Here is a 16,945-nt window from a genome sequence, read left to right as displayed (position 1 = left end):
GATGGCTATGACAGTCCATTGCGATATCGTCAGCGCGGAAGGGGAAATTTTCTCCGGTCTGGTCGAGTTTGTAACAGCGCACGGTGACCTGGGTGATCTTGGTATCGCCATGGGGCACGCCCCGCTGATCACAAGCTTGAAGCCAGGTCCGATCACTCTGACCAAGCAAGGCGGGGAACGTGAGGTGTTTTACATCTCCGGTGGTTTCCTCGAGGTTCAGCCGAACATGGTCAAGGTACTTGCCGACACCGTGCAACGTGCTGGCGACCTGGATGAAGCCTCCGCTCAGGAAGCCGTCAAGGCTGCCGAGAAGGCGCTGAACGAAAAAGGCGCAGACTTCGACTACAGCGCTGCTGCAGTCCGTCTGGCCGAGGCCGCAGCCCAGCTGCGTACTCTCCAGCAGATCCGCAAGAAGTAAGCGGCCACGCCGTTTTGCTTGATGCGTGATTGATTAAAAAGGGTAGCCTCGGCTACCCTTTTTCTTTTTTTGCAAAACACTTCTTTGGTCTGAACCCGGACCGCCCAGGATTGGTAGCCATTCATGTCTCTTGAAATCGTCATTCTCGCCGCAGGCCAGGGCACCCGCATGCGTTCAGCCCTGCCCAAGGTACTGCACCCGGTTGCGGGCAATTCCATGCTGGGTCATGTTATCCACAGCGCCCGGCAGTTGGACCCACAGCGTATTCATGTGGTGATCGGCCACGGTGCAGACGTGGTACGCGAGCGCCTCGCCGCGGATGATCTGAATTTCGTATTGCAAGACAAGCAACTGGGCACCGGCCACGCGACCGCGCAGGCTGTGCCTTTCATCACCGCAGACACCGTGTTGATCCTCTACGGCGATGTCCCGCTGATTGAAGTTGAAACCCTGCAACGCCTGCTCAAGCACGTGGTGCCTGGCCAGATGGGCCTGCTCACCGTTGAGCTGGATGACCCTACGGGCTACGGCCGCATTGTGCGCAACGCCGATGGCAAGGTCGCCGCGATCGTCGAGCACAAAGATGCCAGCGAAGCCCAGCGCGCGATTACTGAAGGCAACACCGGCATTCTCGCGGTGCCTGCCAACAAGCTCGCCGACTGGATGAGCCGCCTGTCCAACAACAACGCCCAGGGTGAGTACTACCTCACCGACGTCATCGAGATGGCCGTCAGCGATGGCCTGTTGGTCGCCACCGAGCAGCCCCACCACCCGATGGAAGTGCAGGGCGCCAACGACCGCAAGCAACTGGCAGAGCTGGAGCGCCATTATCAACTGCGCGAAGGCCTGCGCCTGATGGCCCAGGGCGTGACCCTGCGAGACCCGGCACGTTTCGATGTGCGTGGCGAGGTGACGGTGGGCCGCGACATCCTGATCGATATCAATGTGATCCTCGAAGGCCGCGTGATCATTGAAGACGGTGTGGTGATCGGCCCGAACTGCGTGATCAAGGACAGCACCTTGCGCAAAGGCGTGGTGGTCAAGGCCAACAGCCATATCGACGGTGCCGTGATGGGCGAGGGCAGCGATGCCGGGCCGTTTGCGCGCTTGCGTCCGGGTAGTGAGCTGGGGGCCAAGGCCCATGTGGGTAACTTTGTCGAACTGAAGAACGCTCAGCTCGGCGAAGGCGCCAAAGTCGGCCACCTGACTTACCTGGGCGATGCCGTCATCGGCGCCCGCACCAACATCGGTGCCGGCACCATCACCTGCAACTATGACGGTGCCAACAAGTACCAGACCACCATTGGTGAAGACGTGTTCATCGGCTCCAATAACTCGCTGGTTGCTCCGGTGACCATCGGCGATGGTTCCAACACCGCCGCGGGCTCAACCATCAATCAGGATGTGGATAAGTCCCAACTGGCCGTTGCCCGCGCTCGCCAACGCAACATCGACGGCTGGAAACGCCCGGTCAAAATCAAAAAGAGCTGAGTTATCCACAATTCGATAGATTGGAGCGCACTCCTGTGGGAGCTGGCTTGCCTGCGATAGCTGTCTGACATTCAGCATGGATGTCGCCTGACAAACCGCTATCGCAGGCAAGCCAGCTCCCACAATTGATTTGTGGTGACTTAAAAATATTGCATGCCCCGCTTGACGATCTTTCGCCAATAGGTTTTGATTGCCTTCGTTATCTTTCGAAACGAAACTTATCACTACCATGTCGAAACGAAACACCCCCCAACGACGCCACAACATCCTGACCTTGCTCAACGAACAGGGCGAAGTCAGCGTGGACGAATTGGCCAAACATTTCGAAACTTCGGAAGTGACCATCCGCAAGGACCTTGCCGCCCTCGAAAGTAACGGCCTGCTCCTGCGTCGCTATGGCGGCGCAATCACCATGCCCCAAGAGCTGGTGGGCGACGCTGCCCAGCCGATCTCGGCCTACAAGCGCGCCATTGCTCGTGCGGCGGTGAAGCGTTTGCGTGAACATGCGCGCATCATCATCGACAGCGGCAGCACCACCGCCGCGATGATTCCCGAACTGGGCCATCAACCGGGCCTGGTGGTGATGACCAACTCCCTGAACGTAGCCCGCGCCTTGAGCGAACTGGAACATGAACCGGTGCTGTTGATGACCGGGGGCACCTGGGACCCGCATTCGGACTCGTTCCAGGGCCAGGTCGCCGAGCAGGTGCTGCGTTCCTACGACTTTGATCAATTGTTCATCGGTGCCGATGGCATTGATCTGCAGCGCGGCACCACCACCTTCAACGAGCTGCTGGGTTTGAGCCGTGTGATGGCCGAGGTCGCCCGTGAAGTGGTGGTGATGGTCGAATCCGACAAGATCGGCCGCAAGATTCCCAACCTGGAGCTGCCCTGGAGCAGCGTCCATACCCTTATTACCGATGATCGCCTGCCGCTTGAGGCCCGCGACCAGATCCAAGCCCGCGGCATTACGCTGATATGCGCGGCAATCATCTAGGAGAAGCACCATGTGTGGAATTGTTGGCGCAGTCGCCGAACGTAACGTTACTGCCATCCTGATCGAAGGCCTCAAGCGCCTCGAATACCGCGGCTACGACAGCGCCGGTGTGGCCGTCTTCACCAACGCCGGCAAGCTGGAGCGCATGCGCCGCCCGGGCAAGGTCAGCGAGTTGGACCAGGCCCTGGCCGGTGAGCCGCTGGTAGGGCGCTTAGGGATCGCCCACACCCGTTGGGCCACCCACGGTGCACCGTGCGAGCGTAACGCTCACCCGCACTTCTCCGGCGACCTGGCGGTGGTGCACAACGGCATCATCGAAAACCACGAAGTGCTGCGCGAACAGCTCAAGGGCCTGGGCTACGTCTTCACCTCGGACACCGACACCGAAGTGATCGCCCACCTGCTCAACCACAAGCTCAAGGACCACAGCGACCTGACCACCGCCCTCAAGGCCACGGTCAAAGAGCTGCACGGTGCCTACGGCTTGGCCGTGATCAGCGCCAGCCAGCCTGACCGCGTCGTGGCAGCCCGCAGCGGCAGCCCGCTGGTGATCGGCCTGGGCCTGGGCGAGAACTTCCTCGCCTCCGACCAACTGGCCCTGCGCCAGGTGACCGACCGCTTCATGTACCTGGAAGAAGGCGACATTGCCGACATCCGCCGTGAAAGCGTGCAGATCTGGGACGTGAATGGTCAGTCCGTCGAGCGCGAAGCCGTACAGTACCGCGACGGTGCCGAAGCCGCTGACAAAGGCGAGTTCCGCCACTTCATGCTCAAGGAAATTCACGAGCAGCCGTCCGTGGTACAGCGCACCCTGGAAGGTCGCCTGAGCCAGAACCAGGTGCTGGTGAACGCTTTCGGCCCGCAAGCCGCCGAACTGTTCGCCAAAGTGCGCAACGTGCAGATCGTCGCCTGTGGCACCAGCTACCACGCTGGTATGGTGGCGCGTTACTGGTTGGAAGAACTGGCCGGCATCCCGTGCCAGGTCGAAGTCGCCAGCGAGTTCCGCTACCGCAAAGTGGTGGTGCAACCCGACACCCTGTTCGTGACCATCTCCCAATCCGGCGAAACCGCCGACACCCTGGCCGCCCTGCGCAATGCCAAGGAACTGGGCTTCCTCGGCAGCCTGGCCATCTGCAACGTCAGCATCAGCTCCCTGGTGCGTGAATCCGACCTGACCCTGCTGACCCAGGCCGGTCGTGAAATCGGCGTAGCCTCCACCAAAGCCTTCACCACCCAACTGGTGGGCCTGTTGCTGCTGACCCTGTCCCTGGGCCAAGTGCGCGGCACCCTCGCCGAAGGTGTCGAAGCCACCCTGGTGGAAGAACTGCGCCGCCTGCCGACCCGCCTGGGCGAAGCCTTGGCCATGGACAGCACGGTGGAAAAAGTCGCCGAACTGTTCGCCGACAAAAACCACACCCTGTTCCTCGGCCGTGGCGCGCAATACCCGGTGGCGATGGAAGGCTCGCTGAAACTCAAGGAAATTTCGTACATCCACGCCGAAGCCTACCCGGCCGGTGAGCTGAAGCACGGCCCGTTGGCCCTGGTGGATGACGACATGCCAGTGGTCACCGTGGCGCCGAACAACGAACTGCTGGAGAAGCTCAAATCCAACCTGCAGGAAGTGCGCGCCCGTGGCGGCCAACTGATCGTCTTCGCCGATGAAAAGGCTGGCATGACCAACGGTGAAGGCACCCACGTCATCAACATGCCGCACATCCACGACACCCTGTCGCCGATCCTCTACACCATCCCGCTGCAATTGCTGTCGTACTACGTCGCCGTGCTCAAGGGCACCGACGTGGACCAGCCGCGTAACCTGGCGAAGTCGGTGACGGTGGAGTAAGCCTTACTGACGTACCCAAAAGGGGTGGTTTTGAACAATAAAGATTGACACAAAACAATAAAGTTTGACACTCATGAACATAGATTGACACAAGGCCCAAACCCCCGTATCTATGGGGGTTTTTCCTTTCCAGGCTTTCCCTTTGGTCTGGATTCATCGCTTCAACTCTCCGCGGGTGTAGTCTAGAAAACGCTTTGAAATATGGCCGCTACGGCGGTCATGTCCTTCTACGACTTTTTCTCGGCGTGAGGTGAAGCGGTCCGCATCGACTGAGGAGGCGTGGGTTGCGAGGTCGTAAGTTTGCATCACAGCAAGACATTGAACGGCATATTGCAAATGGATTTGGCGAAGGCGCCGGGGCAAGCTACGTGCCTTGGCTGCGGGTACAAGATGTCCCGTCGATAGGTCGTTCGCACAAGATCCAAGGTGTGAAGATCGAGAGGATTCATCACCTACTGTCAGATCTCGAGCGTTCGTACTTCCTTGTGTGTGAATTTTCTGAAAACGTCGTGGATATCCGTGAGCAATATCCGTTACTACCTACAGAGCGTGCGCAAGCGATAGCGTCGGCAATAGATGTACGTTATCCCAGATACCCTAGAACGACACTGCCCTATGTAATGACAACAGATTTCCTGCTAACTGTTAAGGACTTGAACGGAAACTTTAAGTCGGTAGCTAGAACTGTGAAGTATCGATCCGACCTAGTTGGCAAAGGAAGTAACCGCACGCTTGAAAAACTTGAGATTGAAAAGCGCTTTTGGCATAGCCAAGGTGTTGATTGGAAGATCGTCACAGATGAGTTTTTTACACGAGATTTGATAAAAAATCTTGGACTAATCAGAAAATACTCGAAGCTGCATCGCGATTTAATGAAAGTCCCGTTGCATTCGAATTTTATCGACTGCCTAGCAAACAGCCGGGAATATTCGTGGACCTTGGCCACCTGTCTAAGAAAAATAGCATGCCTTCTGTCCATTTCCTATATAGATGCTCAAGCAATTTTCTTCCATCTGGTTTGGAACAAGATACTGAAAATAGATTTGGTTAACACTCCTCTCCACCTTACTGGTCTAGTTCCTGACTTCGAAGTTTTCCAGATCCCTGCCCAAGTATCGTTGATGGAGAAAATGTCATGACTGTTCTCGTTAATGACGTTTTCGAGCCTGTTACCGATCTGTCGGTCATCTCTACGATAGCCAGGCTCATTTACCAGGATGAAACGCATGACTTAGCAGTTGTGATAGATCTAGCTGACCCTCCCCGGCAGCCGTACGCTGTTGGTCTTGATGAGCTGCGTCGCTCGCTAGCGTCTGGTCACACCAAACCAGCAGCCATCACCACGCCCGAGTTTATGCTTGTGCTTGAGGAGCAGTTGGATGAGAGAGCCAAGCAAGGCCGGGACGAAAAGTGGGCCGTCATCGCCCCTCTGCTAGATCCTGAATATCCAGGACAAATATTTGTACGGGGGGAGTTAGGCCGGCTTGTTAGCAAACGGGCGTCAGAGCTCGGAATCCAGCGAAAAACTATCTATCGGCTTCTTTACCGATATTGGTTTTATGGTCAAGTTCGAAACTCATTGCTTAATAATTACTCGGCGGTAGGTGTTGCCGATAGAAAATATGATCCAAGTAGGCCTCCAGGGCGAAAGCCTAAGTTTCAAGGCGTTCTTACTGCGCCTTCCAAGATGCTCGGTGCGGTTGATAAACGATGCATCCGAGTTGGGTATTCCCTTTATGTAAAAGATAAAAAGTCTTCTATTTCGAGCGCATATGACGAAATGTTGAGAAGATTCTACTCGGTTCGAGACATCTCTAAAAACAGTGAAGAAGAGCTTCGTTTGCTGCCTAGCTTAGAGCTGCCCAGCCTGAGGCAGTTCAGATATTGGGGACAGATTTTTTTCGACGAAATTGAAACCGAGCGTGGCCGTAAAGGGTTGAGGAAGTGGTTAAAGGACTGCCGTCCGCTTTCAGGTACCGTTCGCGATTGGCTGCGTGGACCGTGTCATCAGTTCGAAATCGACGCAACTATTGCCGATATTTATTTGGTCAACAGCTACTCTAGACGGATGCTCATTGGCCGGCCCGTAGTTTATATCGTTGTGGATAGTTTCTCCGGAATGATTGTTGGCCTCTATGTAGGATTGGAAGGTCCCAGTTGGAACGGGGCGAGGCAAGCGCTGTTCAACGCGTTTACCTCCAAAGTCGAGTTCTGCGCTCAGAACGGCGTTGAAATCAATTCAGATGATTGGAATTGTCACCACCTGCCCCACCAGATTTACGCCGACAGGGGAGAGATGTTGTCACTGGCAGCAGAGGGGCTATCGTCAGGCTTGGGAATTGAGATGGGCACTGCTCCGCCTTATCGGCCTGATTGGAAGCCTATGGTAGAAAGTCGGTTTGGCATTTTGAATGATTTGACGGGTATCAGATGGCTACCTGGCGGGGTAGCTGCGCGAGACAAAGAGCGAGGCGAGCGAGATTACCGGCTCGATGCCACGCTGAACCTCAAAGAGTTCACCCAGATACTCATCAATTGCGTGCTCCACTATAACCGGCACCATCGACAGCCTGACCGACTGACTCAGGCGATGATGAATGACGGCGTTGAACCTACGCCCAACGGGATATGGAATTGGGCCTGCGAAAACGACCTGATCGAATCCAACAAACGTCCCGACGAGCTGGTTTACCTCCATCTCTTGCCGCGCGAGCGCGCGACCGTTCAAAAGGGCGGGGTGATGTTTCGCGGCATGCACTACGTGTGTGATATGGCCATAGAGAAAGATTGGTTTGCCAAGGCTCGCAAAGGGGGCGTTTGGTCAATAGAGTGTTGGTTCGATCCGAACTCTGCGGCGCACATCTGGATCCAGGGAGAGGCCAAGCAGTTTATCCGCTGTGATCTTCGACGATCGGATGCCGGTTACGCGAATTACCGCTCGGACGAGATTTTTGATCTGCTCGAAGCCTATCGCCAAAAACCGCCTACTCGCCGGCGAGCCGAGCTGGAAAGCCGTGTCCAGCTTAGCGATCAGGTCCACCAGATCATCAGTCATGCGCTCGCAGAACAAAAATTGGAACCTGCTCCGCCCACCAAGGCAGAGGCCACTGGGAACATCCGCGAGAACCGCGCAGAAGAACGTCTCCGTGAGCGTGAAAATGCGGTTGTTCCTGAAGGCGTCAGGGCGGAGCCAGCTTCACTTCAATCTGAATTGACACCGAAAGCGCATGACTCATATGCCGGCGAGCGAACTGCGCAGGTTATCGATTTGCTCAAAAGAATTCGGCCAGGACAGGCAAAATGAAAGGTGCGCAGACGTTTGCCAATTACGTCAAACAGGACATAAGTGAGTATGCGGGCAATCCGCTTATCGAAGCTTTGCCTCCGATATTGTCGGAGGCGGCGGCTATTGAGCTGATCTCGAATTTTCCTCAGCCGGTGGATCCGAAAGAGCTGACCCTCGAAGGATCCACTCGAATTCACTGTATCGACCGGTTGAGAACCGTGGTGCAGCCGTTTTTGTTACACCTGGAACTGGAGGCCCTGTTTTCACTGCTCATCCGTCGAGGGTATGTTGGGCGTAACCCGATGTCGCCCGCTACCGTCCGGCATTTGCATTCTTTATCGGGGGCTCAGCGTTACCACGATGCGTTCAAGTCCACTGCAGAAACGTTCACCGTCGTCGGCCTGAGCGGCATTGGCAAGTCGACGGCACTCCACGCCATTTTGAGCCTTTATCCACAGACAATCCGTCATGAGCGTTATGAGGGAAAGCAGTTTGTTCATACCCAAATCACTTGGCTGAAGCTTGACTGCCCTCGGGATGGATCGCTGGCTGGATTTTGCCAGCAGTTTTTTTATGCAGTTGGTGACGCTCTAGGAGACAAGGACTATCACAAGCGCTACAGGCATCGAAACATCAATGATGCGCTGCAACAGATGGAGCAGGTGGCCAGCACGTTTTTCATCGGCGCCTTGTTAATCGACGAGCTGCAAAACCTCCACTTGGCGAAAACCGGTGGTAAGGAGAGCATGCTGAATTTCTTTCTGCACTTGGTTAACAACATTGGTATCCCGGTCGTTTTCAGTGGCACGAACTCTACGATTAGCCTGTTCTCAGAAGTCATGCGGACTGCCCGCCGAGTCTGTGGTGCCGGTACGCTGGAATTCAAACGATTCGAGAAAGATGATGAGGAGTGGCGGTTGTTAGTCGAAAATCTCTGGAGCTATCAGTGGTGCAAACAGACTGCTGAGCTGACCGACGAGATTTTCGACACGCTGTATGAGCACACTCAAGGCGTCACAGATTTCCTGGTCAAGCTGCTGGTATTGAGTCAGCGTTATGCGGTCCAGAGTGGCTCGGAGTGTTTGACTGCCGAGGTCCTGGTGAAGGTAAGCAACTCAAAAATGCAGATTCTAAAGCCAGCCCTTTCAGCTCTGCGTAGCCGAGATCCGAAGCGGATGCGACAGTTCGACGATTTGCTGCCGATTGAGGATCAGCTGAGCGAAATGATGGTCTTCGATGGTTTGGCACGAGAGGATCGCCTTGCCTTGCTTCGAAGTGTTGTATCCCGTGAGAAGCCGGTAGACCCATCTCCAACCATTCTTGCGAAAGGCCACCCATCGCCAATTGCTACTGCAGTGGAAAACTCAGAGGCTACAGCGCTAAGCGAACATGACGCTCCCCTCGATGCTCTGCGCGCTGCGGGCTGGCTCAACGAGGACCTGTTTGAGTTCTCACCGATGTACCACAAAGCGTGAGTCGGGAGGTGGCGAAGTGCACCTTAAACTCCATTTCTTCCCCGCCGCGTTTCCCGACGAGACGCTGCACAGCGTGATTTCTCGCTATGCCCGTCTTTGCGGTGTTCGTAATTGCCAAGAAGCATTTGCCGGACTGAAATCGGCGGCAGCATTTTCGCAAAATGTGGCATTCCCAAGTCATTTAGGGGAGTTTGTCGACGCGCTACCCAGCGGTACCGAGCTATCGATAGCCGAGGTCCTCATGCGTCACACGCTATTACCCTACTATGCGCCGTTTTTGAGTATGAGCCAGGTAGAACACGCTCGGACGCTGATGACTGCCGATGGGAAGGGCTTGATGTTGAAGCTGGGCGTCAACGCGAGCCGTATTGGATTCGCCTCCCGAGTGCGGTTATGCCCAGAATGTATCGCCCAAGATCAGGCCCAACGGGGAGTTGCTTACTGGCACAGGGTCCACATGCTTCCAGGCGTGCTGGTATGTCCGCATCACGGCACGTCACTTAGGATCCTTGATCCTCGCTGGTCCAGCCGTAGCTCTCGACAACTCAATCTGCCGAGTGATGAGAATGTGCAAGCACACACGGTACTTCTCGATACCCCGTTGCTGCGCATGCCGCCGCTTCACGAAATAGCGTTGCGATCACTTCAGGTCATCGAGTCTGAAGTCAGTGCTTTGTCGGCGGAGGCGGTGCGCTACACGCTTTTACAAAGGGCAACGCAGCTTAACCTTGCCTCTGATAACCATCGCTTGCACCTGCACATGCTGGCGCAGCACATGGCCGATTTTTTTGCTGCACTCCCGCGAGAATGGGAATTTTCTATACTCGGAGAAGTTCGTGCAGGTACACCCGCCTCATGGGTCATGAAGCTGCTTCGTACGCCAATAACCTCCCACCATCCGCTCAAATACATTTTATTGGCCGGTGCTCTGGGCATTGACATGGTGAGCTTGCTGCATGGTCAACGCCCAATGAAACAGGCGGTGGCGTGTGGTCCGAAAGCTCACATTCGACTTCACACGCGCCTTTCTCCGGTGATGCCTGGTGAAGGCCTGGACTGTTCGTCAGCCGCTGTGTGGAAACATGCTCTTGAGGGAGCTGATGCCAAAAAGATCGCTGCCGTTCTAGGCGTTTCATTGGCGTATGTCTATCGTCACATCCGAAATGTAGCCGGCGGGCAAGGTGCTTGGAGGGAGGCACGATTTCACATTGAGCTATGCGCAAGACGCGCGGCTTTCGAGGCTGATTATCGCTTTTACAAAGCACATGCATGCAGGGGGTATGCGTGGCTGTATCGCCACGATAGGCAGTGGCTTTCGGAGTCAACTGTAAACCCAAGCCCCCATCGTACGCCCCGTCTAAATAGCGCCGAAATGTTCGCTGCCCTCGATGCGAGACTGGCCGAAGAAGTCCGTCAGTGTGCTGAAGCGCTTTATGCTCTTGCGGGTAAGCCTGTCCGCATCTCGCGTACCAGAATTGGCCGGGAGCTTCATGTTCTGTCTCGCTTCGAAAAGCAGCTCTGCAAGCTTCCTCTCTGTGCAGCAATGCTCGACAAAGTATGTGAATCAATCGAAGGCTTTCACGATAGGCGTCTGCGATGGGCTAGACGCAAATTGCTCTCGGAGGGCAAGCCTGTATCACGTTCTTCGCTCTACCGGGTCGCGAGCATTCGGCCCACGCTGTAATCCAGCCCGCCATTCCCTCCATCTAAAAAACGTTCTGAATTAATTCACCGTGAACACATTGTTTTTCTGTTAATGAAAATTTGCACCTTCCAGAATAGGTCCGGAATACGCATGATCACGATCAGCAAGTAAAATGTACTAACCTGCGAGCAATCGCCATGGGCTGACCTACGCGGGTTATCGATACGTGTGTTGTATTCAAGGAGTACGGTCGCGGCAGGGTTTAAATGAATTCACTACGATTCAAAGTTGAGCGGCTGTGTCATTTCCAAATCCAGGCCGGATACAGAATTTTACGGGTTGCATATATACTGCCCTCGGATGCACGTTCTCTTCGAGCCCTACCTTTAATCGGTAAATGATGTCTGATCTATTATTTTTCCCCGTATCGATGCCGGATGAAATGCTGCACTCTCGTGTCACCCGCTATCACTATCTGTCAGGCAATAGAACCGCGACAGAAACCTACCGCGATTTGTTCGCATCGAAACCCTTTTGCATTGGTGGCATCGTACCCAAGCAGATCGAGAGGCTCGCCCACAGGCTGCCGGGGCAATCGGAGAGCAATCTCGCAGAGCTGATCAGTAGCAACACGACTTTTCCTGCTTACCGACCTTTTCTTGGGGTTAAGCAGGGTCCGGAGAACAACGTAGGACCGCTCGGTTATGACGGGGTGGTACGGGTGCCCCGCAGAGAAGAGTCCACCCATGGCAAGGCTAAGCTTTGTCCTACCTGCGTTCAGGAGGATTTGATTGATCGGGGTTCTGCCTACTGGCATCGATCTCACCAGATACCCGGTGTTGCCGTCTGTTGGCGTCATGGCGACGCATTGATCCATGCCTGCCCCGAGTGCTCTCGCCCGTTCTACCGAAAATTGAAGCTACTTCCCAATCTGACTGAGCCATGCGCGTGCGGCTGGAGCCCCTTAAACAGCGCAGCGACTCACAAGGGCTCAAATCTGGAACAGAAAGTCGCCCTGTTCGCACACGATATCTTGCAACGCAATATTCCTCCGATAGGCAGTACGGTATTAAGTTCGTGCTACGTCCGCCAATGCAAGAAACGCGGATTCATTTTCGGAAAAAATGCGGGTATCGCAAAACTATTCGACAGCATCCAAAGCGCTTACGGCGATGAGCTTTTGTCGCAGATTGATCCAGCCTATAACACCGGGAAGCATGAGCAATGGATCCGGCTCAAATCAGACAAAGGTCAGCTAAATATGCCGCTCGCGCGGCATTTGATCATTGCTCTTCATTTGTTTTCCAGTGCAGATGACTTTGAAGAGGCTCTGAAGAATGAGTCTATCCTGCTGAGTGCCTCTATTTCTCCGCGAGTTCCCAAAGGCGAAGAATCGCATCCTAACCAAAAAACTAGATATCGCCAAAAAATTGAGTTGCTTTTAGCGCTACGTGCCGACGCCGATGTCGAGTACCTCTGGAAGAAAGCGTACAAACCTACGCAATGGATTCTAGAAAATGATAACGCATGGTTAATGGCAAAACTCCGTGCACCTAAAAAAGTTGCAGTTACGGCCGAGAAGTCTGTCGACTCTAGAGACGGCGCGTATGCAGCCCTTATCGAAGCGGGCGTAGATGAGCTATACAAAGTTACGAAAGATCCGAAGAGAGTGAACATTCGGAATTTGCAATCGCTGCTCCCAAGTTCGTTACCTCATGAACTGGATCTGCGCAAGCAGAAGTTTCCCCTTACTTATCAACAGATCAAGATTCATCAAGAGTCAGTATGGCATTTCCGTCTAAGAACTTTGGTGTGGACTGTCTCTGAACTCATCAGGATGAAGCTCCCGGTGAATTACTCGACGGTAAGATTGACCTCAGCGGTAGCAAGCAAGGTTTTCCTGGTTTTTTCCAGTTTCTTCGAGTGGGATCTGGAAAGCTTGGCAAGAACCGGAGTCGACGCGGAGGCCTTGCTCAGATCTACCGGCGTATCGAGGAATTGGGAGGGACCACCGGTTCCAATAAGCTTTTGAGGGCATCTGTATTCCGTCAGCGTCTGCCAACCTCAGGTGATAATAAAAATCCCATCTGGCTCCTAAGGATGGTCTGAAGTAGCCATGTATTTCCCCGGCATACCACCTAGCGCAACTTTTAAACTCGCCAAATGATCAAAAAACAATCAATTCGACGAGTATTTCTTACGTTTTCGCCACCCGGACCCCACTCCGGTGGCCATTTCCCGCATTACAGGCGCACCTCTCCTGCATTCGTCAGTAAATGTCGGCGCGCCATCCACAGGTTCGACAGAGCGAACAGTGTCACCAGTTGCGCCGTGTTTTTGGCCAAGCCGCGAAAGCGCACCTTGGTGTAACCGAACTGGCGCTTGATTACCCGGAACGGATGCTCGACCTTGGCGCGCACCTGAGCCTTGGCCTGTTAATGGCCAATTAAACTGACCCACCTCTGGCCAACAATTTTGACCCACCCATAGTGGCATTGGCCACCGACCATGTAGCGTCACCCGCCTTATGCACAGGCCGGGGACAGATCATTGAAGGAGTGGGTTGTGATTCACAAGATCAAGGGGTTGTATGACCAGGGCCGAGGCCTGTCGGTCCGTGCCATCAGTCGTGAGCTGGGGATTTCCCGGAACACCGTACGCAAGTATCTCCACCTGGATGAGATGCAGATCAGCGCTACCATTGCTGACCCTTCACGCACCAAGGTGCTCGACGAGCACCGCGATTATCTGATTAATCAGTTGGGTCAGTTTCCAGCCCTGAGCGCAGTCAAGCTGGCCCGTCGCCTGAGGGAGCGCACCACCGAGCTGGCGGTGTCAGACCGGAGCATTCGCCGCTATGTGCAAGCGCTCAAGCAGCAGGTTGCCAGTGGCCAGTTGCGCTATTACGAGCCGGTCGTTGAGTCAGTGCCTGGCGTGCAGTGTCAGGTCGACCCCGGTGAGCTGCGAGGCGTCATGATTGGCGGCCTGGAGCGTGTCGTTCATTTTGTGGTGTTTGTGCTGTCCTGTTCACGGCTGATGTATGTCGGTCTGAACTTCCGGCCGCTGGATACCGAACGGTTTATCCAGATGCACGACGAGGCCTTCCGCTACTTCGGCGGCGTCACCGAGGAGTGCATCTACGATCAGACCAAGATGGTGGTGATCAACGAGCAGTACCGTGAGCTGACGCTGAACCAGCGCTTCCACCAGTATGCGACTACCGTCGGGTACCGCATCCATGCCTGCGAGGGCTATGACCCGGAGAGCAAGGGCAAGGTGGAGGCCGGGGTCAAGTACGTCAAGCGTGACTGCTTCTACGGCGAGCACTTCCAGGACGAGGCCGCCGTCCGACAGCACCTGAATGATTGGCTCGAGACTGTCGCCAACGCACGCGTGCACGGCACGACGGGGCAGCATCCAAGAGCGCATTTCGAGGCACTGGAGCGTAGTCAGCTCAAGCCCTATCTCGTCCCGCAGAACCTGCTGCACGTGGCGCCGACAAGGGAGACCCGCAAGGTCGACAAGACCGGCTTGATCTCATGGCAGGCCAACAAGTACTCGGTACCCATGGCCTGGCAGCAAGCCCGTGTCGGTGTCAGCGCACAGGACAACCAGTTGCTGATCCATGACCTGGAGAGCGGTGAACTCATAGCCACCCATGACCTGTGCAAGGCCAAGGGCCGGATGATCAAGAACAACAACCATTACCGAGACCATGCCCAGCGCATTACCGACCTGGAGCGCGGCATCGACTCGATCCTGCCCGATGCCCTTGGGGCAACCCTGTGCCAACTGCTCAAGCGTACTTCGCCGCGTATCTACAAGGATCAGCTGGTTGCTGCACGCGACCTGCTCATGGCCCATGCGCCGGTTGATACGGCGTTGCTCGGCGAGTTGTGCGAGCGCAGTGAACTGACCGCCACCGGGCTCAAGCGCTACCTCGAAGCATGGCAGCAAGCCAAGGCGCGGGGCCGGATCATCGGCGACCATGACTATGCGCCAGAGGCCGGTAGCCAGGTTAGTCACGCCGACCTGAACGCTTATGCCCGCATTGGCCAGTCGACTGGCCACGGGGTGACCCAATGAGCCTGCTCGACAGCACTATCGCGCAGTACCGAAGCCTGCGCCTCAGCGCGACCGCGGGTGAGCTGGCCACCCTGCTGGCCAGAGCCGAAGCCAATGAACTGTCCTACCTGAGCTTCGCCCAGTCACTGGTCGAGCATGAGCTTAACGCCCGCTCCAGTAGCCGCGTAAGCCGCAACCTCAAGCAGGCGCAGTTCCCCTCGGAGAAGCATCTGGAGGCCTTCGATTACCGGCACCAGACCACCATCACCAAGCGCCAGGTCAGCACCTTGCTGGACTTCAGCTTTATCGACAACCGCGACAACCTGGTGTTCATCGGACCACCGGGTGTGGGCAAGACCCACTTGGCCATTGGGATTGGCCACAAGGCGGTTCAGGCGGGCTACAAGGTGCTGTTCCGCACGGCTCTGGCGTTGGTCGAGGATCTGGAGCTGGCGGAAATGAAGGGCGAGCTGAAGAAGCGCCTTAATCAGCTGAGCAAATACGACGTGCTGATCATCGATGAGCTGGGCTACCTGCCGATGACGCGCCAAGCCCGGTACAACCTGTTCCAGTTAATCAACAACCTGTACGAGTACCGCTCGGTCATCCTGACCACCAACAAGGACTTCACCAGCTGGGGCGAGTTCTTCCATGACGACAACGTGGCCGTGCCCATCATCGACCGCGTGATCCACCATTCACACATCTTTATGCTGGGAGGTGAGAGCTATCGTTTGAAGCAGAAAACCGGCGGTTAGCGGTGAGCAAGTGGGTCAATTCTATTGGCCAAAAGTGGGTCAAAATTAATGGCCATTGACACTTGGCCTTTTCAATCTTGCGCTTGGCTTTGTACAGCACGCTGCGCTTATCGAGTTTTTTGTAGGTGCTGCGGCGTGCCGCCACCTGCCAGATAACTTCACGTCCTTCATGCTCGGGCCGCTTTTCGACACCGGTGTAGCCTGCATCGGCGCAGACCACGTTTTCGTCGCCATGCAGCAATTTGTCCACCTGGGTGACATCCGCCACATTGGCCGCCGTGCCCACTACGCTGTGCACCAGACCCGATTCGTCATCGGCGCCGATGTGGGCCTTCATGCCAAAATAATACTGGTTTCCCTTCTTGGTCTGGTGCATTTCCGGGTCGCGCTTGCCGTCCTTGTTCTTGGTCGAACTGGGCGCATTGATCAGCGTTGCATCGACGATGGTGCCCTGGCGCAGCGACAGGCCGCGGTCGCCCAGATAGCCATTGATGACAGCGAGGATGCCGGCCGCCAGCTCGTGTTTCTCCAGCAAGCGGCGGAAGTTGAGAATGGTGGTTTCGTCGGGGATGCGCTCCAGGTTCAGCCCGGCAAACTGGCGCAGGATCGTGGTTTCGTACAGCGCTTCCTCCATCGCTGGATCGCTGTAGCCGAACCAGTTCTGCAGCAGATGCACACGCAGCATCGCCATCAACGGGTAGGCCGGACGGCCACCTTCACCTTTCGGATAATGTGGCTCGATCAAAGCAATCAAGCCCTTCCACGGCACCACCCGATCCATCTCGATCAGGAACAACTCCTTGCGGGTTTGCTTGCGCTTGCCAGCGTACTCGGCGTCGGCGAAGGTCATCTGCTTCATCGGGAAACTCGGTGGGTGGGGTCGCGGTATTTTGCCAAATCAGAAAGTCTTTTTCAGAGTTTCCCTAAGCGTAGACGCGGAGCAGGGTCCACCTTTCACATTAGTAAC

The 16,945-nt window shown here is 55.6% G+C and carries 11 protein-coding genes and 2 pseudogenes; 11 read left to right on the top strand and 2 right to left on the bottom strand.

The window, feature by feature from the left end; all coding sequences use genetic code 11:
• Position 1: 1 nt before the first annotated feature.
• The 9 genes from ACWHXD_RS31645 to ACWHXD_RS31605 all read left to right on the top strand — a co-directional run bounded on the left by ACWHXD_RS31645 (position 2) and on the right by ACWHXD_RS31605 (position 13,187).
• Positions 2-418 carry a F0F1 ATP synthase subunit epsilon gene (locus ACWHXD_RS31645; RefSeq protein ID WP_003195825.1) on the top strand — a complete coding sequence of 139 codons (417 nt, stop codon included), beginning with the start codon at positions 2-4 and terminating at the stop codon, positions 416-418.
• A gap of 123 nt (positions 419-541) precedes the next feature.
• Complete coding sequence (gene glmU, locus ACWHXD_RS31640; RefSeq protein WP_060766925.1) at positions 542-1,909, top strand: bifunctional UDP-N-acetylglucosamine diphosphorylase/glucosamine-1-phosphate N-acetyltransferase GlmU; 1,368 nt, start codon at positions 542-544, stop codon at positions 1,907-1,909.
• A 229-nt stretch (positions 1,910-2,138) separates the two neighbouring features.
• Positions 2,139-2,906 carry a DeoR/GlpR family DNA-binding transcription regulator gene (locus ACWHXD_RS31635; protein ID WP_003195822.1) on the top strand — a complete coding sequence of 256 codons (768 nt, stop codon included), beginning with the start codon at positions 2,139-2,141 and terminating at the stop codon, positions 2,904-2,906.
• 10 nt (positions 2,907-2,916) lie between these two features.
• Positions 2,917-4,749: a glutamine--fructose-6-phosphate transaminase (isomerizing) gene (gene glmS / locus ACWHXD_RS31630; RefSeq protein ID WP_032894388.1), complete on the top strand. Its 1,833-nt coding sequence runs from the start codon at positions 2,917-2,919 to the stop codon at positions 4,747-4,749.
• A gap of 284 nt (positions 4,750-5,033) precedes the next feature.
• A complete protein-coding gene (locus ACWHXD_RS31625; RefSeq protein ID WP_019821338.1) occupies positions 5,034-5,888 on the top strand; it encodes a TnsA endonuclease N-terminal domain-containing protein in 855 nt (284 codons plus the stop codon).
• Positions 5,885-8,053, top strand: a complete 2,169-nt coding sequence (locus ACWHXD_RS31620; RefSeq protein ID WP_275968346.1) for a TnsB C-terminal domain-containing protein — start codon at positions 5,885-5,887, stop codon at positions 8,051-8,053. The genes ACWHXD_RS31625 and ACWHXD_RS31620 overlap by 4 nt, the downstream gene beginning before the upstream one ends.
• Positions 8,050-9,510: an ATP-binding protein gene (locus tag ACWHXD_RS31615; RefSeq protein ID WP_019821342.1), complete on the top strand. Its 1,461-nt coding sequence runs from the start codon at positions 8,050-8,052 to the stop codon at positions 9,508-9,510. The genes ACWHXD_RS31620 and ACWHXD_RS31615 overlap by 4 nt, the downstream gene beginning before the upstream one ends.
• A gap of 16 nt (positions 9,511-9,526) precedes the next feature.
• Positions 9,527-11,194 carry a TnsD family Tn7-like transposition protein gene (locus ACWHXD_RS31610; protein ID WP_019821343.1) on the top strand — a complete coding sequence of 556 codons (1,668 nt, stop codon included), beginning with the start codon at positions 9,527-9,529 and terminating at the stop codon, positions 11,192-11,194.
• 361 nt (positions 11,195-11,555) lie between these two features.
• On the top strand, positions 11,556-13,187 hold the full coding sequence (locus tag ACWHXD_RS31605) for a TnsD family Tn7-like transposition protein (protein ID WP_158080547.1): 1,632 nt from the start codon (positions 11,556-11,558) through the stop codon (positions 13,185-13,187).
• Positions 13,188-13,398: 211 nt separating this feature from the next.
• Here ACWHXD_RS31605 and ACWHXD_RS31600 read toward each other — a convergent pair.
• Positions 13,399-13,590: pseudogene (locus ACWHXD_RS31600) on the bottom strand (transposase); the annotation flags it as partial.
• A 130-nt stretch (positions 13,591-13,720) separates the two neighbouring features.
• On the opposite strand from ACWHXD_RS31600, the gene istA reads away from it, so the two are divergent.
• The gene (istA, locus tag ACWHXD_RS31595; protein ID WP_081273177.1) at positions 13,721-15,241 is read left to right on the top strand and encodes an IS21 family transposase; all 1,521 of its coding nucleotides are present in this window, start codon (positions 13,721-13,723) and stop codon (positions 15,239-15,241) included.
• Positions 15,238-15,978: an IS21-like element helper ATPase IstB gene (istB, locus tag ACWHXD_RS31590; RefSeq protein WP_064491510.1), complete on the top strand. Its 741-nt coding sequence runs from the start codon at positions 15,238-15,240 to the stop codon at positions 15,976-15,978. The genes istA and istB overlap by 4 nt, the downstream gene beginning before the upstream one ends.
• Before the next feature lie 55 nt (positions 15,979-16,033).
• Here the strand turns inward: istB and ACWHXD_RS31585 are convergent.
• Positions 16,034-16,837: pseudogene (locus tag ACWHXD_RS31585) on the bottom strand (IS5-like element IS1384 family transposase); the annotation flags it as partial.
• Between the last annotated feature and the right edge of the window lie 108 nt (positions 16,838-16,945).

The organism is Pseudomonas fjordensis, from assembly GCF_976987115.1.
Note: the sequence above shows the minus strand (reverse complement) of the source record. Positions and strands in the feature narration are given on the sequence as shown.

Coding starts and splice junctions, on each gene's coding strand:
- ACWHXD_RS31605 (WP_158080547.1), top strand. CDS start 11,556: ATGTCTGATCTATTATTTTTCCCCGTATCGATGCCGGATGAAATGCTG.
- glmS (WP_032894388.1), top strand. CDS start 2,917: ATGTGTGGAATTGTTGGCGCAGTCGCCGAACGTAACGTTACTGCCATC.
- istB (WP_064491510.1), top strand. CDS start 15,238: ATGAGCCTGCTCGACAGCACTATCGCGCAGTACCGAAGCCTGCGCCTC.
- ACWHXD_RS31620 (WP_275968346.1), top strand. CDS start 5,885: ATGACTGTTCTCGTTAATGACGTTTTCGAGCCTGTTACCGATCTGTCG.
- ACWHXD_RS31635 (WP_003195822.1), top strand. CDS start 2,139: ATGTCGAAACGAAACACCCCCCAACGACGCCACAACATCCTGACCTTG.
- ACWHXD_RS31645 (WP_003195825.1), top strand. CDS start 2: ATGGCTATGACAGTCCATTGCGATATCGTCAGCGCGGAAGGGGAAATT.
- glmU (WP_060766925.1), top strand. CDS start 542: ATGTCTCTTGAAATCGTCATTCTCGCCGCAGGCCAGGGCACCCGCATG.
- ACWHXD_RS31615 (WP_019821342.1), top strand. CDS start 8,050: ATGAAAGGTGCGCAGACGTTTGCCAATTACGTCAAACAGGACATAAGT.